Genomic DNA, 20,666 nt, shown 5'->3' on the forward strand with positions numbered 1-20,666 from the left:
GCGCTGCGCCCGGCTGGGCTATCACGGGAATTGCCGCTTAAAAAGCGGCAAGAATCACGAGCGCGTTTTGCCGCGCGGCGGTTTTCGATTTCCCGCCCAGCGGTCGGAGCCTTTTTCGCGCCCCTCCGGGGCACTCCAGATGTGCCGCCTTCGGCGGCGGAGATTGCCGGGTCCCGCCCCGGCGGTGGTTCTGGATTTGCCGCGCTGCGCCCGGCGGGGCTATCGCGGGAATTGCCGCTTAAAAAGCGGCAAGAATTACGAGCGCGTTCCGCCGCGCGCCACGGGTTCCTTTTCGGACGGACGAAAAGGAACCAAAAGTCCGCCTAAGGGGGCTCCACCGCCCCCTTAGGGATCCCCTGGAGTACCTTGCCATAACCCGCAGACTACCGCCGCTCCCCACGGGTACACCAGCTGAGGGCTCAATTCAGGTTGCGGGCGCTCCCAACGACCGAAGCCAGCGGGCTCGCCGGGAACACCCGGCGGAAAACAACGCCCGTTCCGGGCGTTCGCGCGCTTTGCGCGCGCGGGCGGCTGTACCGCCCGGTTTTCCGCCTCCCCATGGGCGCTGCGCGCCACGCAAAAGCGGCCGTGCCTCCACGAATGCACTTTCGGTACTGCTCCGGAGACTCTCGGGCAGAGGCATTGCGCCCGCGGCGCGGCGCCAGGCGGGATGCTGGACACCCGCCAATTGATCCGTGACAGGGCGCCGCCGACTTTGGCTGAAGGCCAACCAGAGGCGGCGCTGGGGTCGCAGGGATTTGGCCGCAGGCCATCCTGATAGAGAATCCGGCCCGCAGGGCCGGGTCCGCGCAGCGGACTCAAGCCGGGGCCGCGGGGCGGAGCGCCCGCGAGCGGCCGTCGCGCGTAGCGCGCTCCGGGCGCAGCCCGGGCAGGCCGCCTAAGCCCCTCGTGCCCTTCTTTGGTTCCTTTCTTGGGCACGCAAGAAAGGAACTCGCTGTCGGTCGACTACCGACAAACTCTACCGCTCGATGAGCGGATAATCTCAAACCACAGTCGGGGCGGGACCCGGCAACTCCGCCGCTCCATGAGCGGCAAATCGAAAGGAGAGCACAGATGTATCTAGCCGGTGTCGACATCGGCGGCACCAAATGCGCCGCCTGCATTGGCCGGGCGGACGGCGAGCAGGTGGAGGTGCTCTGCCGCGCCGTTCCCCGCGCCACACGGGAATATACCCCCGCCGGGATGCTCGAGGCCCTCGCGGGGGACCTCCGCGACTGCCTTGCCGCGCTGCCCGCGTGGGAGCGCGCCGAAGGGATCGGCATCAGCTGCGGCGGCCCGCTCGACAGCCGCGCGGGAATCGTGCTCTCGCCGCCCAACCTGCCCGGCTGGGACGCGGTGCCCGCCGCAAAAATCCTGTCGGAGCGCACCGGCCTGCCCGCCTGGCTCTGCAACGACGCCAACGCGGGCGCGCTGGCCGAATGGCAGTACGGCGCGGGGCGGGGCTGCCGCGACCTGGTCTTTCTTACCTTCGGGACGGGGCTCGGCGCGGGCCTCATCCTGGGCGGCAGGCTCTACGAGGGCGCGTCGGGCATGGCGGGGGAGCTCGGCCACATCCGCCTCGAGGCGCACGGGCCCGTCGGCTACGGCAAGGCGGGCTCCTTTGAGGGCTTTTGCAGCGGCGGGGGGATCGCCCAGCTCGCGCGGGCATTTGCGCTCGAGGAGCTCCAGGCGGGGAAAAGCCCCGCCCTCTGTCCCGACATGGCGGCGCTTGCCGCGCTCGACGCGCGCAGGGTGGGGGAGGCTGCCGCCGCGGGCGACCCGCTCGCCCGAAAGATCCTGCGCGAAGCGGGGACCCAGCTCGGGCGGGGGCTTTCCATCATAATCGACATGATGAATCCCAAAAAAATCGTGATTGGCAGCATTTTCGCAAGATGTTATAATGAGATATGGCCGGCAGCGCGGGAGGTCCTCGAACGGGAGGCGCTGCCCGCCGCCCGCGCGGTGTGCGAGGTGCTGCCCAGCGCGCTTTCCGAATCGGTGGGGGATATCGCCGCCCTCTCGGTCGCGCGCTACCACATCGAAACCGCGGAGGAACCGGTATGAAAGAACGCACCAGCCGGCTGACGGACGGCTTTTTCGCGCGCCATGAAGCATTCGGCGCGATCAAAACGGAGATTCTGGGCGCCTGCGGGCTGCTGCTCGACGCCTTCCGGCAGGGCGGCAAGCTGCTCGCCTGTGGGAACGGCGGTTCCTGCGCGGACGCCGATCACATCGTGGGCGAGCTGATGAAGGGCTTTCTGCTCCGCCGCCCGCTGCCCGAGGCGGAACGCGCCGCCTTCGCCGAACGGTTCGGCGGGGAGGGGGCGGCGATCGCCGCAAAGCTCCAGGGCGGGCTGCCCGCCGTCTCCCTCTGCGCGCACGCGGCGCTCATGAGCGCCTTTGAAAACGACGTCGACCCGGCGCTCGTCTACGCACAGCAGGCATACGCCTACGCACGGCCGGGGGACGTGTTCCTCGGCCTCAGCACGTCGGGCAACGCGGAAAACGTCCGCGCGGCCGCCATGGCGGCAAAAATCCGGGGCGCAAAGGTGATCGCCTTGACAGGCGAAGGGGGCGGAAAGCTCGCCCCGCTCGCCGACTGCGCGGTCCGCGCGCCCGAACGGGAGACCTACCGCGTGCAGGAATGCCATCTGGCAATCTATCATTTCCTCTGCGCGTATGTGGAATCGGAACTATTTGACGAATGAGGGGGTATCGCCATGCAGCCTTTTCGGCTGACGCCCGCCTGTAAGGACTACCTGTGGGGCGGGACCCGGTTGAAGACAGCCTACGGCAAGCGCACCGCGCTGCCGGTCCTGGCCGAGAGCTGGGAGCTTTCGGCCCACCCCGACGGCGACGGCGTGATCGCCTGCGGGGAATTCGCGGGGACGCCCTTTTCCCGGTTTGCCGCGGAGCATCCGGAGGCGCTCGGCGGAAACTGTGCGGGCGCGAAGGAGTTCCCGATCCTGATCAAGCTGATCGACGCGGCGCAGTTTTTGTCAATCCAGGTGCACCCGGACGACGGCTACGCCCGCCGCGTCGAGGGGGGGCGCGGCAAGACCGAGATGTGGTATGTCGTCGACTGCGAGCCGGATGCCTTCCTCTATTTTGGGTTTGAGCGGGAAATTTCGGCGGAGGAGATGCGCCGGAGGATCGCGGACCACACGATCACCGAGGCGCTCCACAGGGCCCCCGTGCACAAGGGGGACGTCTTCTTCATCGGCGCGGGCACGATCCACGCGATCGGCGCGGGCATCCTGCTCGCGGAGATCCAGCAGAACTCCAACACGACCTACCGCGTCTACGACTTCGGGCGGGTCGGGGCGGACGGGAAGCCGCGGGAGCTGCATGTGGACAAGGCGCTCGACGTGACCCTGCGCGCGCCCGCTCCCGCGGGCGCGCCCGGCGCGGAAATGCTTGCGGAAACGGCGGATTTCCGCCTCAGGCGCCTTGCAAAGTGCGATTACTTTACAGTGGATGCACTGGCTCTTTCGGGCAATTACCGCCGCGAAATGACGGGCGATTCCTTCGTTTCGGTGCTCTGCACCGAAGGGGGGGCGGCGCTCTCCTGCGGCGGGGAGGAATTCCCGCTGCGCGCGGGGGAGAGCCTCTTTGTCCCGGCGGACGCGCCGGGCTTCGCCCTCGCCGGGAACGGCGAGCTGCTGCTCACAACGGTATAGGAGGAAATGCGATGTATTACATAGGCGTCGATCTGGGCGGGACCAACATCAAGGTGGGGATCGTGGATGCGGAGAGCTGCGCCATCCTCGGGGAGGGGAGCCTGCCGACCGCGCTGCCCCGTCCCGCGGACGAGGTGTGCGCCGACATCGTCCGGGCCGCCGGGGACGCGCTCCATGCGGCCGGGCTGGACCTTTCGCAGGTGCGGGGGATCGGCGTGGGCTGTCCCGGCACCATCAACCCCGAAACCGGCGTCGTGGAGTACTCCAACAACCTCGGCTGGCGCGATTACCCGATGCGCCGCTACCTCAGCGAGGCGCTGGGACTGCCCGTCGCGATGGGCAACGACGCAAACGTCGCCGCCCTCGGCGAGGTGTGCGCCGGCAGTGCCAGGGGCGCTTCCAGCGCGGTCATCGTCACGCTCGGTACCGGCGTGGGCTGCGGGGTGGTGCTCGCGGGCGAGATCCTCACCGGCTACAACTACGCCGCCTCCGAGCTCGGGCACATGGTCATCCGGTACGGCGGACGGCTGTGCACCTGCGGGCGGCACGGCTGCCTTGAGGCCTACGCCTCCGCCACCGGGCTCATCAACCTGACCAACGAGGCGGCCGCCGCCCATCCGGACAGCCGGCTTGCCGCGCGCGCCGCCGCAAACGGCGGCGCGGACGGGCGCACCGCCTTCCTCGCCGCAAAGGAGGGGGACGCCGCCGGACAGGCGGTCGTCGACGAGTACATCGGCTACCTCGCCTGCGGCGTGACCAACATCATCAACATCTTCGAGCCGGAGGTCATCAGCCTCGGCGGCGGCATCGCCAAGGAGGGGGAAACCCTGCTCGCGCCGCTGCGGGAGCGCGCCTACGCCGAAATCTTCGGCGGGCGCGGGGAGAAGTACACCCGCATCACCGCCTGCACCCTCGGCTACAAGGCCGGGATCATCGGCGCGGCCATGCTGGCGCACAAGGACGCCTGATACCAGAGAACAATTTCATTGACAACCGGGCAGCTGTGACAGAGATCGCGGCCGCCCGGTTGTTTTCTTTTTCCGCGCCTGGGGCAAACTGCCGAAAGAGCCCGGCGGAAATTTTGGCAGTTTGCCGGGCGGCGGGGAAAAGCCCGGTCAAAACCGCAAAGAATCCAGCTGCATTTTTAGCTGGAATGGAAAAACTGCGCGCGTTTATGGGTTTTCGACAAGAAAAAGGGGCGAAAAAGGGCAAAACGGATAAGTTTTTTCGTTTTTGCCCACCTCTTCGGAATGGAAATTTGGACGATCCCACAAAAATGTGGAAAGATGTCGAGCGGTTTGACGGAGAAACCAGGAAAATGCTTGTGGACTCCTACGAATTGCCTTCCAGAAGATTATGGACATTGCAAGAAAATTCGTCATATAGCCCAAACCTTATTGTAAATTTTAGATAACATGCTATAATCGAGCTAAATAAAAAAGATTGCTTCTATGCAAGGTGCATATATTCCGGCCAATCTTTTTTACATGCTTGCAAGCAGCAGCCGAATGATCCCGTTGATTTCCGATTTGAAAAAAGGAGGAGCTTTTTCCATGAAACGCATCCTTTCCATCCTCTTGTCCGTTACGCTGGTCTGCCTGCTGGCCGCCTGCGGCGCGCCCGCGCAGCAGGGCGGCGACGCCCCGCAGGCGGACGCGGTGCCCATGCGGGCGCTGCGCCTCGGCACCGGCTCGGTGGGCGGCACCGACAACGTCGCGATCGAGGCGATGTCCTCGGTGGTCAACCGCAACTCCGACATCAAAACCTCCACCGTCACGACAACCGGCGCGGTCGAAATCATCAACCTGCTTGATTCCCGCGAGCTCGAGGGCGGCTACACCGGCTCGATCAACCTTGTGCAGGCGCTGCGCGGCGAGGAGCCCTTCCAGAAGGAGATCCCCGCCAGCTCGATGCTCCAGGCGTTCGGGTTCGTCTCCTGGCGGCTACCGGTGCTGACCGTCGCGGGCAGCGGCATCGAGAGCTACGAGGACCTGCGCGGCAAAAAAATGGCCTTCCCCGACGTGGGCTCCGCCTCGACCGAGGTGCTCAAGATCGTCCTGCGGGAAGCGGGCGTCCTCGACGACGTGAACATCGAATATTTCACCTGGAGCGACGGCTTCTCCGCGCTCAAGGACGGCCGCGTCGACGCGTGCGTCGGCACCTGGGGCAACGGCGTGCCGCCGGCGGGCATCATCGAGCTGCTCACCGTGCGCGACATCAACATCCTCTCCCTCCCGCCCGAGGTCGGCGCTAAAATCCACGAGATCAACCCCGGCATCATGGCGCAGGATCTGACCCACGCGGAGTGCAACATCATCCCCGAGGGCGATCCCAGGCTCTCCCCGGTCAATGCGGGCGTCATGATCTTCCACGCCGACGTGCCGGAGGAATCGGTCTATGAGTTCACCAGGGCGTGCATCTCCAACATTGAGGAGCTGGGCAAGATCACCCAGGACCTGAAGCCTCTCAAGGACTACGTCACGAGCGTCTGCGTCGAGGACGTGCCCTTCCACCCGGGCGCCGCGCGCGCGCTCAAGGAAGCGGGGCTGTGGGACGACCGCTTCACCGTCTACGGCGAATAACCGAACCACGACCCGCCGCCCGGAGGACCGGGCGGCGGAGCGGGCGGGCTCGTACCGCGCTGTGGAAGAGGGCCGGAAGGCCCGCCCGCAAGGAAAAAGGAGGCATCCATGCAACAGCGTAACCTGCCCGGCGATTACAGCCGGCGCAACCGTACGATCGACCGGCTGACCACCGCCACGGCCATCCTGATGAGCGTCTACCACTTCGTCTCGGCGCAGAAGCTGCTGGTCTTTTCGGACATCCATGTGGCGATCCACATCTGCTTCGCGCTGGTGATCGTCTTTTTGCAGAAGATGAAGCTCGACGACAGGCGCCACCCGGTCGAAAATTCACTGCTCGCCGCGCTCGCGCTGGCGAGCGTGGGCGTGACCATCTTTATCGCCGCCAACTACGAGGCCTTCAAAACCTCGATGGGGCAGAACCCGCCGGGCAAGGTGCTCTCGGGCGCCATCCTGCTCGCCGTGCTGATGATCGGCACCTACCTCACCTGGGGCAAAACGATCCCCATCATCGTGCTGATCGCGCTGGCCTACGGCTATTTCGGCCCCTATATGCCCGGGTTCCTCTACCACGGGGGACTCAGCCTCGACCGGGTCATCACCTATTCCACCACCAATTTTACCGGCGTGTTCGGCATGCTGGGGACCATCTCGGCCAACACGATCGTGCTCTTTTCGATCTTCGCGGGGCTCATGCAGGCGTTCGGCGCGCTCGACGCGATCATGAACGTCGCCATGGCCGCGAGCGGCAAGGTCCGTTCGGGCGCGGCGCAGGTCGCCGTGCTCAGCAGCGGGCTGGTCGGCTCGGTGACGGGCAGCGTCGCCGCCAATATCTCGATGACGGGCGCGGTGTCCATCCCGCTCATGAAGAAGCGCGGCTACCCGCCCGAGTTCGCGGGAGCGTGCGAGGCGGCCGCCTCCACCGGCGGCGCGATCCTGCCGCCCGTCATGAACGCGGCGGCCTTCATCATCGCCTCGTGGACGAGCACCCCCTACATCAAGATCGCGCTGATCGGCGTGGCGCCCGCGCTGCTCTACTACTTCGGCATCTCGCTGAGCATCTACATCAAGGCGATCAAGCTGGGGGACAAAAAGAACGAGGACGACGCGCTCCCGCACTTTAAAAAGGCGTTTCTGGAGTTCGTGATCTACATCATCCCGCTCATCGTCCTGGTCGTCTTCCTCGTCAAGATGTATTCCCCGCAGGTCTCCCTCTTCTACGCGATCCTCGCGCTGCTGCTCGTCGGGCTGATCCAGCAGGTGCGCGGGAGCGGGCTTGCCGGCTGCGTCCGCGGGTTCGTCCGCAAGACGCTCGACGGGCTGGCGATCGGCTCCAAGTCGATGGCGATGATCGCGGTGGTCATGGCGATCATGGGCGTGGTCGTCCAGATCCTGACCGCCACCGGCCTGCCCTCCAAGATCTCGCAGTTCGTCATCACGCTGGCGGGGGACAACCTCTTCCTGCTCGCGCTCTTCGTCGCGATCACCTGCCTCATCTTCGGCATGGGCATGCCCGCCGCGCCCGCCTATATCCTCGCGGCGCTGCTCGGCGCGCCCGCGCTGACCGCCTTCGGGGTCCCGCTGCTTGCGGCGCATTTCTTTGTCTTCTACTACGGCGAGCTCTCCGCGGTGACGCCGCCCGTCGCGATCGGCGCGCTCGTGGCCTCGGGGCTCGCAAAGGGCGACTTCATGAAAACCAGCCTCATCTCCATGCGGCTGGCGGTCTGCGGCTTCGCCATCCCCTTCATGTTCATCTTCCGGCCGGAGATCCTGCTGATGGGCACCCTGTGGGAATTCGTCTGGAGCATCCTAATGGTCATGGTCTTTGCGTTCGCCTGCGTGATCTTCTTTGAAAACTTCTTCCTGGAGAAGCTGATCCTGCCCGAACGCATCGGCGCGGCGGCCGCCGCCTTCTGCTGCATCTGGCCGCATTTCGCCTTCGATTTCGTCGGCCTGGCGCTTATCGCGCTGGTCGTCGCGTCCCACCTCTGCCGGCACCGGCGCGCAGCCCGCGCACAGGGCGCGGAAGGACCGGCCGCCTGACCGGGCGGCCCGGAAAATATTGGGGAAAGGCGGAAATCTACCGGATGGACGCACACAAAAAGATCGTAATCTGTTCCACCCTCGACACCAAGGGGGAGGAGACCCTCTACCTCAAGGCGCAGCTCGAGGAGCGCGGCGCGCAGGTGAGCATCATCGACATCGGGCTCAAGCGCACGGCGCGCAGCTTCCCGGTCCAGTTCACGCAGGACCAGGTCGCGGAGAGCGCGGGCAGCTCGTTTACCTCGGTGGAAAACATCCTCTCCCGGTTCGAGGCGTCGAAAATCATGATGGAGGGGCTCTTGAGCATCACCCAGAAGCTCTGCCGCGAGGGCAACCTCGACGGGATGATGTCGCTGGGCGGCTCGGGGGGCACCACCATCGCGAGCTACGCGATGCAGAACCTGCCGCTGGGCATCCCGAAGATCATCGTCGGCACGATGGCCTCGGGCAACACGGTGCCCTACGTGCAGGGCCAGGACATCCTGCTCATCAACTCGGTGGCGGACATCCAGAGCATCAACTTTTTGACCGAATACATCCTCGGGCAGGCGGCCGCCGTGATGTGCGCGATGATCGACGGGCCCAAGATCGCCCGCCACAAGAAAAAGGCGATCGGCATCACCGGGTTCGGCGTGACCACCCCCTGCGTCCAGCGCTGCAAGGAGCTGCTCGAGGAGATGGGGTATGAAATCGTGATCTTCCACGCGCGGGGCGTCTCGGGCGGAAAGATCATGGAGAAGATGATCCGCGAACGGTTTTTCGCGGGGGTGCTCGACATCACGACCACCGAGCTCGCGGACGAGGTCGGCGGGGGCGCCTACGCGATCGGCCCGGAGCGGCTGCGGGGCGGGGTGGAGACGAACATCCCCTACATTGTGGTGCCGGGCGCGCTCGAAATGATCAACATCGGCCCGGAGGAGCAGCTGCGCCCCGAGCAGGCGGACAAGGTCCGCTACTATCACAATCCGAGCCTTCTCAAGATCCGCGCCGACAAGCGGGACATGCGGGCGCTGGCCGAGCTCTTCGTCCACAGGCTCGGGGACGCGGCGGGCAACACCCGGCTGGTCATCCCCACGCAGGGATTTTCCGAGATCGACAAGGCGGGCAACGTCTTCTACGACCCGGAGACCGACGCGGTCTTCACCAGCGAGGTCAAGGCGAAGATGCCCCCGCAGGTCCCTGTCATAACAAAGGACTGCCATCTCAACGACCCCGCCTTCGCCGAACTGCTTGTGCGGGAGCTCATCCGCATGATCGACTGGGACGCGGTCCGCAGGGGAGAGGCGCACGCCTGACCCCGCCGCGGTCCCGGAACTGTAAGGAGATTTGCCAATGCAAAAAACGAAAATCAACCGCGACACCATCCTCGAAAACCTGCGCGCCGAGATCGCCGCGGGCCGCCCGATCATCGGGAGCGGCGCGGGCGTCGGGCTGATCGGCCGGATCGTCGACCGCGCGGGCATCGACCTGATCGTCGTCTATAACTCGGGACATTTCCGCATGAACGGCTACAGCTCGATTCTGGGGAACCTCCCGGTCGGGGACGCCAACGCAATGGTGCTCGAGATGGGGGAGGAACTCATCATCAACGCCGTCCGCCGCGCGCCGGTCGTCGGCGGCATCTTCGGCGTCGACCCCACCCGCGACATGCGCCGCTTCCTCGAGCGGATGGCCGACGTCGGGTACTCGGGGGTCATCAACTACCCCACCGTCGGCAAGATGAACGGCCGCCTGCGCTACGAGCTGGAACACGTCGGGCTCGGGCTCGACCGGGAGATCGCCACCATGCGCATGGCCGCCGACATGGGCTTTCTGACGCTCGCCTATGTCTTCTGCCCCGAGGACGCCCGGCGCTACGCCGCGGCGGGCGCGGACGTGCTCGTCTCCCACGCGGGGCTGACGCAGGGCGGGGACATCGGGCTCCAGTCGGACGGCACCCTCGAGGAATCGATGGAAAAGACCGAGGCGATCCTGCGGGCCGGGCTCGAAGAGAACCCCGGCATCATCCCCCTCTGCCACGGCGGCGCGATCATCTCGCCCGACGACGCCCGCGCCGTCTTCCGCCAGACCTCCGCGGTCGGGTTCATCGGCGCGTCGAGCATCGAACGCATCCCGGTGGAGCAGATCGTCTCCCGGACGGTCGAGAGCTTCAAAAGCCTGCCGCTGGACGAGGCGGCGGACCCGGCATAAAAACACATCAAAAAAGGGGAGGCCCGCCAAACCGGCGGGCCTCCCCTTTTGCCTTTCCGCTGTGGAAATCCGTATGGGAATGTGGTATCATGGGGTTACACCACAAGCCGCGCGGCGCCGAGCGCCGCGAGCAGCAGGCCCGAAAGGACGCCCAGCGCCCGTTTCGGGACAGGCAGGCGGGAGAGCCGTTTGCCCACGGCCTCGCCGAGCGCAAGGCAGGCGGTCTGCGTCACGCCGACGGCCAGCGGCAGCCAGAGGGAGCCCGCGCCCGCCAGCGCGAGCCCGATGCCCGCGCCGAGCATGTCGACCGAGAGGGAGAAGCCGAGCAGCAGCGCCTCGCCCAGGTCGATCGAGCCCGAGTTGTCGAGGTCGCCCGCCGACGGCTCCCGGACGACTAAGATCGTCAGCCCCAGCGCGTGGAACCGCTTTTGCAGCGGCGGCTTTTCCGGGGCGGGGGAGGCCTCCCGCGCGGGCAGCAGGGAACGGACCGCCGCGCCCGCGCCGAGCAGGATCAGGATGCCCGCGCCGATCCAGCGCCCGGCGCTCGGGGGGAGGAACGCCCCGAGCGCGCCGCCCGCCGTGACGGCGGCGAAGGCGAAGCCGGTCGAGAGCAGCGCGATCGCGGTTTTGGCGGCCGCGCCGATTTTGACCCCGCGCAGGCCGAAGGAGGCGCCCGCGGCGAACCCGTCGGCGCTCAGGGCGAGCGCCGTGACAAAGACAAATAGCATGGACCCAACACCACCCGTATGTACCGCGCGGGAAACCCGCGCCTAACCCATACTATGGCGCGCCGGGAATTTGGTTCGGCGGGCCGGGCCCAAAAACAAACGACAAGGCGGTTATGCAGATGAACAAAACAGGCTTTTCCCCGGCGGATATTCTGATTCCGCGGGAGGCGGACATGACGCGGTGGAGCGTCGTGGCTTGCGACCAGTACACCTCCGAGCCGGAGTACTGGAAGCGGGTCGCCCGCGAGGTGGGGGACGCCCCCTCCACGCTGGACATGATCCTGCCGGAGGTCTACCTCGACGAAAAGGAGGCCGGCGCGCGCATCCCGCGCATCAACGCGGCGATGCGCCGCTATCTGGACGAGGGGCTCTTCCGCACCCTGCCCGAAAGCTACGTCTACCTCCAGCGCACCCTCGCCCCCGGCAAGGTGCGGCAGGGGCTGGTGGGCAAGCTCGACCTCGAGGAATACGAGTACGGCGCGGGCAGCCAGTCGCTCGTGCGGCCGACTGAGGGCACGGTGGAAAGCCGCCTGCCCCCCCGCATCCGGGTGCGGGAGGACGCGCCGCTCGAAAGCCCACACATCATGGTGCTGATCGACGACCCCGGCCGCACCGTCATCGAGCCGCTGCGCGCCCGGACGGGAAGCCTGCCCCGGCTCTACGACTTCGAGCTCATGGAGGGGGGAGGACGCATCTGCGGGTGGCGGGTCACCGGCCCCGAGGCCGCGCGGGTGGACGAGGCGTTCGGCGCGCTCGCGGAAAAGCTCGGCGACTACAGCGCGCGCTTCCCCGGCAAGCGGCCGCTGCTCATCGCGGTGGGAGACGGCAACCACTCGCTGGCCACCGCCAAGGCCTGCTGGGAGCGGCTCAAAAAGACCCTCCCCGAGGAACAGCGTGAAACCCATCCCGCGCGCTACGCGCTCGTCGAGCTCGTGAACGTCCACGACGAGGCGCTCGAATTCGAGCCGATCCACCGCATCCTCTTCGGCGTGGACCCCGACCAGGTGCTCCGCGAGCTGCAAGGCTACTACGACACCGGCGAGGACGCGGTGGGCGGGCAGTCGTTTGAATACGTCTGCGGCTCCCGGCGGAGACGGCTCTACGTCGCCAACCCCTCCTCCCAGCTCGCCGCCGGGACGCTGCAGAACTTTATCGACTGGTACCTCGGCCGGTTCGGCGGCAAGGTCGACTACATCCACGGGGAGCAGGTGGTCGGGCACCTGTGCAAAAGCCCCGGGACGATCGGCTTTCTGCTGCCGGTCATGAAGAAGTCCCAGCTCTTTCCGACCGTCCTGCTCGACGGCGCGCTGCCCCGCAAGACCTTCTCGATGGGGCACGCGCATGAAAAACGCTACTATCTGGAGTGCCGGGCGATCCGGTAAACAACAGCCTTTGGAGGTGCTTTCATGAAACGGGAAATCCTCATCGCGGCGGCTCTCGGCGAACGGGAGCCCGACCTCGTGCTCAAAAACGCGCGGGTCGTCAACGTCTTTTCCGGGGAGGTCGTCCCCGGCGACATCGCCATCGCCGACGGGATGATTGCCGGCGTCGGCAGCTATGACAGCGGAAAAAGGGTCGTCGACCTCGGCGGGAAATTCGTCGCGCCCGGCTTCATCGACGCGCACGTGCACGTCGAGTCGTCGATGGTGTCGCCGCCCGCCTACTGCACCGAGGCGCTCGGCTGGGGCACCACCACCCTCGTCACCGACCCCCACGAGATCGCGAACGTCGCGGGGGGCGCGGGGGTGCGGTTCATGCTCGACACCTCCGCGAAGCTGCCCGTCAACTACTATGTGCAGCTGCCCTCCTGCGTGCCTGCGACCCCCTTCGAGCACGCGGGCGAGGTGTTCACCGCCGAAAAGATGAAGCCCTTTACAGAGGAGCCGCGCGTCCTCGGGCTGGGCGAAATGATGAACTACCCGGGCGTCGCGGGCCGCGACCCCGCCGTCATGGCCAAATTCGAGCTCTTCTCCGGGCGCGTCGTCGACGGCCACGCGCCCGGCATCACCGGCAACGGCCTGCAGGCGTACATCGCGGCGGGCACCGGCACCGACCACGAGTCCACCTCCTGGGCCGAGGCGCACGAGAAGCTGCGCGCCGGGCTCGCGGTGCTCGTGCGGGAGGGCTCGGCCTGCAAAAACCTCGCGCCGATCATCGAGAGGGCGCTCGCCGACGGGGTGGACACCTCCCACATGGCCTTCTGCACCGACGACAAGCACCTCGCGGACATCCGCCGCGAGGGGACCATCCGCTGGAATGTGAAGCGCGCGGTCGAATGCGGCCTCGACCCCGTGAAGGCGATCCAGATGGCGACGATCAACGCCGCGCGCATCCACCGGCTCTACGACCTCGGCGCGGTCGCCGCGGGCTACCGGGCCGACCTCGTCGTCTTTACCGACCTGCGGGAGATCGACGTGCAGGCGGTCTACAAGGACGGGAAGGAATTTGTCCGGGGCGCCTTCTCCTTCGGGCTGATCGGCAGCGCGGGGGAGGACGACCCGATCACCCATTCGGTCCACCTCGCGCCGCTGGCCGACGGCTGCCTCGCGCTGCCAAAGCGGGAGAGCTACCCGGTCATCAACGTCATGCCCGGCAACGTCACGACCACCCGCACCGATCTCCCCGCCTCCGAGGTCGATTCGCTCATCGCGGCGGGGAAGCTGCGCAGGATCGCCGTCTTTGAGCGGCACCACGCCACCGGAAATGTCGGCGTGGGCCTCATCGCGGGCTACGGGCTCACCCACGGCGCGGTGGCCACCACCGTCGCGCACGACTCCCACAACCTCATCGTCGTGGGGGACAACGAGTCCGACATGCTCGCCGCCGTCCGGGAGATCGAGCGGGTGCAGGGCGGCTACACGATCGCCGCGGACGGCAAAATCCTCGGCACGCTACCGCTGCCCGTCGCGGGCCTCATGAGCAACGAAACCGCCGACACCCTCATCCCCGCGCTCGACGGGATGATCGCCCTGGCGAAAAAACAGGGGGTCGCGGAGGGAATCGACCCGTTCATCACGCTGAGCTTCATGGCGCTGCCCGTCATCGGGGACATCCGCATCACCGACATGGGGATGTTCGACGTGACGAAATTCTCCTTCATCGAATGAAAAATCCCTTCCCGTATTCCGACAGCAACAAGCGCTACCACACCTACACCTGTTTTCTCTCCCGCCGGTTCGGCGGCAAGGTCTCCCGTGTGCCGCTGAACGCGGGCTTCACCTGCCCCAACCTCGACGGGACGAAGGGCAGGGGAGGGTGCGTCTACTGCTCCCCCGCGGGCAGCGGGGAGTTCGGCGGCGACCCGCGCCTGCCCATCCGGGAGCAGTTCTCCCAGGTCGCCGCGCGCATGGCCGGCAAGTGGGATACCCCACGGCACATCGCCTATTTCCAGGCGCGCACCAACACCTACGCGCCCGCGGACACGCTGCGCCGCCTCTACGAGGAGGCGCTCGCCTGTCCCGGGGTGGTGGGGCTGGCGGTCGCCACCCGGCCCGACTGCCTGCCCGACGAGGTGTGCGGGCTGCTCGGGGAGCTGGCGCGGCGCACCTATCTGACCGTCGAGCTCGGGCTCCAAACCGTCCACGACGTGACGGGAGAGCGGATCAACCGCTGCCACAGCTACGCCGACTTCCTCGAAGGGGCCGGGAAGCTGCGGGCGCGGGGCGTACCGTTCGGCGTGCACCTGATCGACGGGCTGCCCGGCGAAACGCATGACATGATGGTCGAGACGGCGAAACGGGTCGGCGGGCTGCGCCCGCACCTCGTCAAGATCCATCTGCTGCACCTGCTCGAGGGCACCGCGCTCGCGCGGGAGTACCGGGAGAAGCCTTTCCCGCTGATGAGCCGCGACGAATATGTCCAAACCGTCTGCGACCAGCTCGAATGGCTGCCGTCCGAATGTGTGATCGGGCGGCTCACCGGTGACGGCGACCCCGAAACGCTCATCGGGCCCGACTGGAGCCGCAAAAAGCTCTGCGTGCTCAACGAGATCGACAAGGAGCTCGCGCGCCGGGATTCCTGGCAGGGAAAGCGCCTCGGGAGCATGCCCGCCGGCGGCGCGGCCCCGGGCTGACGGGGCGAAGACGGCCCGGGCGGGCCTTCCGGCCGCCGGATACCGGGGCGATATTTCGCTAAAGTCGAGTTTAACGAAATCCGGGTGGGAAGGTGGGACAGACAGCGCGCCCCGGACGGACAGCCCGCCAAACACGAACGTGGGACCGCCGCCGGACGCGGCGTGAGACAGACAAAGGAGGATACCGGTATGAACCAGCTCTTCTCCGACATCTCCGGGCTTGAACGGTACAAGCTGTTCGGGGGTTACTATCTGTAGCTGGGGGATCTTTTCATCTTCGCGCTGCTGCTTGTCACGATCCTCCTGACGGCGATCGTCGTGCTGCTCATCAAGCACAACGTCGATTATCACTACTACCACAAGCTCGAGGAGGAAAACCGCCGCCTGCACTATGAGATCATCCAGCTGAAAGCCACCGAGGCCGTCCGGAAGGAACAGGCGGCCAGCAATCAGAGGAACGAATAGATTTTCTATTCGTTCCTTTTTTCGTTCCTTGTGCGGCCGCCCGGATTGTAGTAGAATGAAAAAAACGATATCGGGAGGTTTGGCTTATGCAACTATCCTTTTTTGGCGCGGACCACGAGGTCACCGGCAGCTGCCACTATTTACAGGCGTGCGGGAAGAAAATCCTCATCGACTGCGGCATGCAGCAGGGCCCCGATGAATATGAGCATCAAGAGATCCCCTTTGCGCCGGGGGAAATCGACTATGTGCTGCTGACCCACGCGCATATCGACCACTCCGGCCGCCTTCCCCTGCTGGCAAAGCTGGGCTTCCGGGGCGCGATCTGCGCGACCGACGCGACCTGCGATCTCTGCGGCATCATGCTGCGCGACTCCGCGCACATCCAGGAGTTTGAGGCCGAGTGGAAAAACCGCAAGGGCAAACGCGCCGGCCGCGAGGAGATCGAGCCGATGTACACCATGCGGGACGCGGAGGCGGCGATCTCCCAGCTCGAGCCATACGTCTACAACCAGGTCGAACAGCTCTGCGACGGGATCGCCATCCGGTTCATCGACGCGGGCCATCTGCTCGGGTCCGCGAGTATCGAGCTGTGGGTCACCGAGGAGGACGTCACCAAAAAGCTCGTCTTTTCGGGCGATGTGGGCAACCTCAACCAGCCCCTCATCAACGACCCGAGCTATATCGCGGAGGCGGATTACGTCGTCGTGGAATCCACCTACGGCGACCGGCTCCACAATCCCCCGCCCGACTATGCCGAAAGCCTCGCCCAAATCATCCAGCGCACCTTCGACCGGGGCGGCAACGTCGTCATCCCCTCCTTCGCCGTCGGGCGCACGCAGGAGATGCTCTATTTCCTGCGCGACATCAAGGCGCGCGGGCTCGTCCACGGGCACAACAACTTCCCCGTCTATGTCGACAGCCCGCTGGCCGTCGAGGCGACGAGCATCTTCCAGGACAACCGCGCCGACTTCGACGAGGAGGCCACCGAGCTCATCCGCCACGGCATTAATCCCATCACCTTCCTCGGCCTGCACCTCGCCATCACGAGCGACGAATCCAAGGCCATTAACTTCGACAACACCCCCAAGGTCATCCTCTCCGCCTCTGGCATGTGCGAGGCGGGCCGCATCAAGCACCACCTCAAGCACAACCTCTGGCGGCCGCAGTCGACCGTCGTCTTCGTCGGCTACCAGGCGGTCGGCACCCTCGGGCGCGCGCTCATGGAGGGCGCCAAATCCGTCAAGCTCTTCGGCGAGGCGATCGAAGTCGAGGCCGAGATCGTCTCCCTCGAGGGGGTCAGCGGCCACGCCGACCAGGCCGGGCTGCTCCGCTGGCTCGACGCGTTTGAAACCCCCATTGAACGGATCTTCGTGGTGCACGGCGAATCGGACGTGTGCGACTCCTTCGCCGCCCTGCTCGCCAAACGCTACAACGTCCCCGTCACCGCGCCCGACTACGGCGCGGGCTTCGACCTTTTGACCAACACCATGCTCGAACCGGGCGTCAAGCGCGAGGTCATGAAACCCGCCGCCAAGCCCGAAAGCGTCTACACCGGCGTGTTCGGCCGCCTCTACGCCGCCGGGAAACGCCTCATGGCCGTCATCGAGCACAACAGGGGCGGCGCCAACAAGGACCTCGCCAAATTTGCCGACCAGGTCAATTCCCTCTGCGACAAGTGGGACAGATAAGCGCGCGTCCCTTTGGGATCCCGGCCATGGGACAGGAGGGTCAACGACCCTCCCCCGTGTGCCCTGATTGACCGCATACCCAGGCGGCCGCCCGAATGGGCGGCCGCCTTTTGCGGGAACCGCAGTTTCCCGTCCCCGGTGCGCCGCGCACCCACCGGCAAAGGCCGTGCCTCCCCGGGAGCACTCCCAGTACGGTACCGGAGGCTCGCCGGCAAAGGCCGTGCCTCCCCCGGGAGCACTCCCGGGACGGTTCCGGAGGCTCTCAGGCAGAGGCATTGCGCCCGCGGCGCGGCGGCGGGCGGGATGCTGTCGGCTTGTCCGCTGATCCGTGAAACGGGCGCCGCCGACTTTGGCCGCAGGCCAACCGGAGGCGGCGCTGGGGGTCAAGGGGGCACAGCCCCCTGCGGCTTCTTTCCCCTATTTCTTGGGCGGCCAAGAAATAGGGCCGCCCGCCGGGGCGGGCCCCGGCAGCTCCGCCGCTTCCCGAGCGGCAACCCCTTGGAAAGTTTTAGGCCCTCCGCAGGAGAAAAGGTTGACATCCCCCGCCCTCTGCTGTATTATTGTATTGATAGAATAACACATATAACACAAGCGGAGGTATCTTGATGAAACGTGTTTTTGCAACCGCGGCGGCGGTTCTCTTCGCCGCGCTGACGCTCGCCTCCTGCATGTTCCTCCCGCCCCATGCGGGCGGCTCTGCGGCAGGCGGAAATGCAGGCGATCCTGGCGCGGCCGCCGGACCCGCGGAGGACGGAGCGGCTTCCAGGAGCCTCTTCGGCGCAGGGGAAGCCGCCTCCGAAGCGGGCGCGGCTTCCGCCGCGCCGGGGGACGACGGCTATGTCGCCGAGGCCAACCGGATCGCGATGGAGTTTGTCGACGGCCCGACCGGCCGCTACCTGAAGGGGGAGCTCTCCGAGGACGCGTTCAAGGCCGAGGCCGCCGCCGCGCGGGACGCCCTCCTGGATAACGCGCGGGAGGCGCTCACGGCGCTCGGCTTCTCGGGCGCGGAGCTGGAGGAGCTGATGGCGGCGGAGACCGAGATGATCGGCGACGTCTATCTCTGCGTCGAGGACGTGATGAGGCCGGCCAGAGAGCTGGCCGCGCTCGAGGACACCACCTACGGGGAAGACAACCCGTTCGGCGCGTTCAAGGACGTCATGGGCCCGATCGGCGAGCTGACCGCCGCCGGAAAAAAGTGGGCGGGCGTCCTCCGTGCGGATCAGGCGGCGCTCGAGGCGCTTGAAAGCCGGTATGCCGGGCGGTTTCCCGCGGGCTACCTCATCGCGCTGACCTCCAAGACCCAGGCCGACCAGTACGCGGACGACCTCGACATGGGGGATTTCTCCTCCCTCTTCCCGCAGGGTTGACCCTTCCCCGCGTGTGACCGAACCCAACCACCCCGCGCCACAGAATTGGAGGCTTTCCGATGAAACGCGCCACTCTGCTTTTGGCCGCGGCCCTCATTGCCGCGCTCTCCCTGACCTCCTGCGCCCACCTGGGGATCTCGACGCCCCAGCCCAACCAGGAGGTCCCCTGGAAGGACGAGACCGCCGCCGCGTTCGGGGAAATCGCCGGCGGGAGCGTCACCTCCGCCGTGACCGACGGGGGGATCGGCGTGGTCACACGCGATTCAAGGGTGCACGGGCAGGCGGCGGTCCTCTACCTCGACATGAAGGAGGACGCCGGCGTGTCCGTCTCCTGCCGGATCACCGGCGCGAGCCGGGCGGTCAAGCTCTCCTACCGGGCCCCCGACGGGAGCGTGACCACGCTGGCCGGGACGAAAAAGGAGACGGAGGCGGAGGGGGTTTCCCTCTCCCTCCAGGCGGGGCTCGGCGCGCTGGTGCTCGAGGGCAACGCCTCCTGCACCCTCCGGCTCACCGTGGCGGGGCTCGACCCCGAAACGGTCCGTTACGTCAACTCCCTCTCCCCCGGAACCCCCGGCGCGGAAAGCCTCCTCGACCGGGAACCCGGGGAGAAGCTCCCCACGCTCGACGAGCTGGCGGAGGCGCTCGAATCCCTCCCCTGACCGCGAAAAATCCAAAACAGGCCGCGTATCGCACGATACGCGGCCTGTTTTTCGTCCGCCGTCAGCCGGGGAAAACGCCGTCGATGGCCAGCTCGGTGAGGCCCTCCATGTAGTTTTCCTCGAACTCGGTGGTGAAGTGCAGCTCGGGCATGCTGCCCGTGGGGGACTCCTGCGTGAAGTGGAAGCGCGGCACCGAGTGGGCCGGGAACCGCTCCCGCACGAACGCCCGGACCGCCTCGCGGTCGACGGGGATCTGCCGGTCGTGGCTGATCACGAGGAAGCGGGGGTTGACGACCGAGATGATCGCCGCCACCTGGCTTTTGATCTGGTCGGTCAGGCTTTCCTGCGGCGGCCAGACGTTGGCGACCTCGCCCGCGAAGCCCGAGAAGCCGTTGACGATCTTACCGTCCACGATGATCCCCGAGCCGGGGCCGGTGCGGTTCTGGAAGAGGTAGGCCATGCTGTCGTTCTTGAGCGACACCTCGATATGCCGCCGGAAAAAGCCGAACGCCATCGCGTTCACGTCGTTGACCGCCTCGACCGGGAGCTGGCAGCGCTTTTCAAGCTCGCCCGCCACGTCGCTCCCCACGAGGTAAAAGTCCGCCTGGGAGATGTAGAGCAGCCGTCCGTCGAGCACGGTGCCCGACATGCCCAGCTCGATCAGCCGGATGTTCGGGAACCGCCCGCGCACGTCGCTGACCAGCTCCGCCATCCGCGCGATGTGGGTCTGCCCCACGACGGGCAGGCTCCCCTCCTCCTTCGTCCTGCGCGCGAGGTTGACCACCCGGTACTGGAGCCGGTCCAGAGTCAGGATGATCGCCAGCACGTGGGTGTGGTCGTAGTTGAGGCGGTACTTTTCCCCGCTGCGCCCGCCGAGGGAATCCTCCTTGCCCGCGCTCTCTGCCTCCCCCCGCGCGGCCATGTCCGCCAGCACCTTGGCGACCGTCGGATGGCTGAGCCCCAGCCCGCCCGCGATGTCCATCTTGGTGCATTCGCCGTATTCCATCAGGAACCGTTTGACCAGTTTCTCGTTGCTCTCGCGCATGTCCGCCGCGCGGAAGCCCTCCATGTTCGCCATATCGCAAAGCCCCTTTCCAAAGACCGCCGGCTGTTGTGGGTTTCCTTCCGGCTTTAGGATAACACAACGCGGGAAGTTTTGCAATATGTTTTCAAAATAATTTTCGTAAATGTT

At 66.4% G+C, this 20,666-nt stretch carries 18 protein-coding genes; 16 read left to right on the forward strand and 2 right to left on the reverse strand.

Annotated features, from left to right (window positions below):
* Nucleotides 1–1,074: 1,074 nt before the first annotated feature.
* The 9 genes from C1A13_RS00355 (at nt 1,075) to C1A13_RS00390 (ending at nt 10,495) form a co-directional block, all read left to right on the forward strand.
* Nucleotides 1,075–2,064, forward strand: coding sequence for an ROK family protein (locus C1A13_RS00355; protein WP_101548031.1), 990 nt, complete (start codon nt 1,075–1,077; stop codon nt 2,062–2,064).
* Entirely contained in the window at nt 2,061–2,708 is a 648-nt protein-coding gene (locus tag C1A13_RS00360) for a D-sedoheptulose-7-phosphate isomerase (protein ID WP_101548033.1), read from the forward strand. Before C1A13_RS00355 ends, C1A13_RS00360 begins: the two co-directional genes overlap by 4 nt.
* A gap of 12 nt (nt 2,709–2,720) precedes the next feature.
* Complete coding sequence (locus tag C1A13_RS00365; protein ID WP_101548035.1) at nt 2,721–3,680, forward strand: type I phosphomannose isomerase catalytic subunit; 960 nt, start codon at nt 2,721–2,723, stop codon at nt 3,678–3,680.
* A gap of 11 nt (nt 3,681–3,691) precedes the next feature.
* Entirely contained in the window at nt 3,692–4,648 is a 957-nt protein-coding gene (locus tag C1A13_RS00370) for an ROK family protein (RefSeq protein ID WP_101548037.1), read from the forward strand.
* 35 nt (nt 4,649–4,683) lie between these two features.
* Nucleotides 4,684–5,094 carry a hypothetical protein gene (locus tag C1A13_RS14580; protein ID WP_146021654.1) on the forward strand — a complete coding sequence of 137 codons (411 nt, stop codon included), beginning with the start codon at nt 4,684–4,686 and terminating at the stop codon, nt 5,092–5,094.
* A 139-nt stretch (nt 5,095–5,233) separates the two neighbouring features.
* The gene (locus C1A13_RS00375; RefSeq protein WP_101548042.1) at nt 5,234–6,262 is read left to right on the forward strand and encodes a TAXI family TRAP transporter solute-binding subunit; all 1,029 of its coding nucleotides are present in this window, start codon (nt 5,234–5,236) and stop codon (nt 6,260–6,262) included.
* A gap of 108 nt (nt 6,263–6,370) precedes the next feature.
* On the forward strand, nt 6,371–8,305 hold the full coding sequence (locus C1A13_RS00380; RefSeq protein WP_101548044.1) for a TRAP transporter permease: 1,935 nt from the start codon (nt 6,371–6,373) through the stop codon (nt 8,303–8,305).
* A 44-nt stretch (nt 8,306–8,349) separates the two neighbouring features.
* Complete coding sequence (locus C1A13_RS00385; RefSeq protein WP_101548046.1) at nt 8,350–9,600, forward strand: Tm-1-like ATP-binding domain-containing protein; 1,251 nt, start codon at nt 8,350–8,352, stop codon at nt 9,598–9,600.
* Between the two features lie 37 nt (nt 9,601–9,637).
* On the forward strand, nt 9,638–10,495 hold the full coding sequence (locus C1A13_RS00390; protein ID WP_101548048.1) for a phosphoenolpyruvate hydrolase family protein: 858 nt from the start codon (nt 9,638–9,640) through the stop codon (nt 10,493–10,495).
* Nucleotides 10,496–10,590: 95 nt separating this feature from the next.
* Here the strand turns inward: C1A13_RS00390 and C1A13_RS00395 are convergent, their stop codons facing one another.
* On the reverse strand, nt 10,591–11,223 hold the full coding sequence (locus C1A13_RS00395; protein ID WP_101548050.1) for a manganese efflux pump: 633 nt from the start codon (nt 11,221–11,223) through the stop codon (nt 10,591–10,593).
* A gap of 119 nt (nt 11,224–11,342) precedes the next feature.
* On the opposite strand from C1A13_RS00395, the gene C1A13_RS00400 reads away from it, so the two are divergent.
* The 7 genes from C1A13_RS00400 to C1A13_RS00425 all read left to right on the forward strand — a co-directional run bounded on the left by C1A13_RS00400 (nt 11,343) and on the right by C1A13_RS00425 (nt 19,474).
* Nucleotides 11,343–12,605, forward strand: a complete 1,263-nt coding sequence (locus C1A13_RS00400; protein ID WP_101548052.1) for a DUF1015 domain-containing protein — start codon at nt 11,343–11,345, stop codon at nt 12,603–12,605.
* 24 nt (nt 12,606–12,629) lie between these two features.
* Nucleotides 12,630–14,330 carry an adenine deaminase gene (ade, locus tag C1A13_RS00405; protein ID WP_101548054.1) on the forward strand — a complete coding sequence of 567 codons (1,701 nt, stop codon included), beginning with the start codon at nt 12,630–12,632 and terminating at the stop codon, nt 14,328–14,330.
* Complete coding sequence (locus C1A13_RS00410; protein ID WP_101548056.1) at nt 14,327–15,295, forward strand: TIGR01212 family radical SAM protein; 969 nt, start codon at nt 14,327–14,329, stop codon at nt 15,293–15,295. The genes ade and C1A13_RS00410 overlap by 4 nt, the downstream gene beginning before the upstream one ends.
* Before the next feature lie 318 nt (nt 15,296–15,613).
* On the forward strand, nt 15,614–15,760 hold the full coding sequence (locus C1A13_RS14735) for a hypothetical protein (RefSeq protein ID WP_172439102.1): 147 nt from the start codon (nt 15,614–15,616) through the stop codon (nt 15,758–15,760).
* A gap of 86 nt (nt 15,761–15,846) precedes the next feature.
* Nucleotides 15,847–17,448, forward strand: coding sequence for an MBL fold metallo-hydrolase RNA specificity domain-containing protein (locus C1A13_RS00415; protein ID WP_101548058.1), 1,602 nt, complete (start codon nt 15,847–15,849; stop codon nt 17,446–17,448).
* A gap of 605 nt (nt 17,449–18,053) precedes the next feature.
* The gene (locus C1A13_RS00420) at nt 18,054–18,815 is read left to right on the forward strand and encodes a hypothetical protein (RefSeq protein WP_101548060.1); all 762 of its coding nucleotides are present in this window, start codon (nt 18,054–18,056) and stop codon (nt 18,813–18,815) included.
* 59 nt (nt 18,816–18,874) lie between these two features.
* Nucleotides 18,875–19,474: a hypothetical protein gene (locus C1A13_RS00425; RefSeq protein ID WP_101548062.1), complete on the forward strand. Its 600-nt coding sequence runs from the start codon at nt 18,875–18,877 to the stop codon at nt 19,472–19,474.
* Nucleotides 19,475–19,535: 61 nt separating this feature from the next.
* Here the strand turns inward: C1A13_RS00425 and C1A13_RS00430 are convergent, their stop codons facing one another.
* On the reverse strand, nt 19,536–20,552 hold the full coding sequence (locus C1A13_RS00430; protein ID WP_101548064.1) for an ROK family protein: 1,017 nt from the start codon (nt 20,550–20,552) through the stop codon (nt 19,536–19,538).
* Nucleotides 20,553–20,666: the final 114 nt, after the last annotated feature.

It is taken from the genome of Anaerotruncus massiliensis (ex Togo et al. 2026) (genome assembly GCF_900199635.1).
In the GTDB taxonomy this organism is placed as follows: Bacteria; Bacillota; Clostridia; order Oscillospirales; family Ruminococcaceae; genus Anaerotruncus; species Anaerotruncus massiliensis.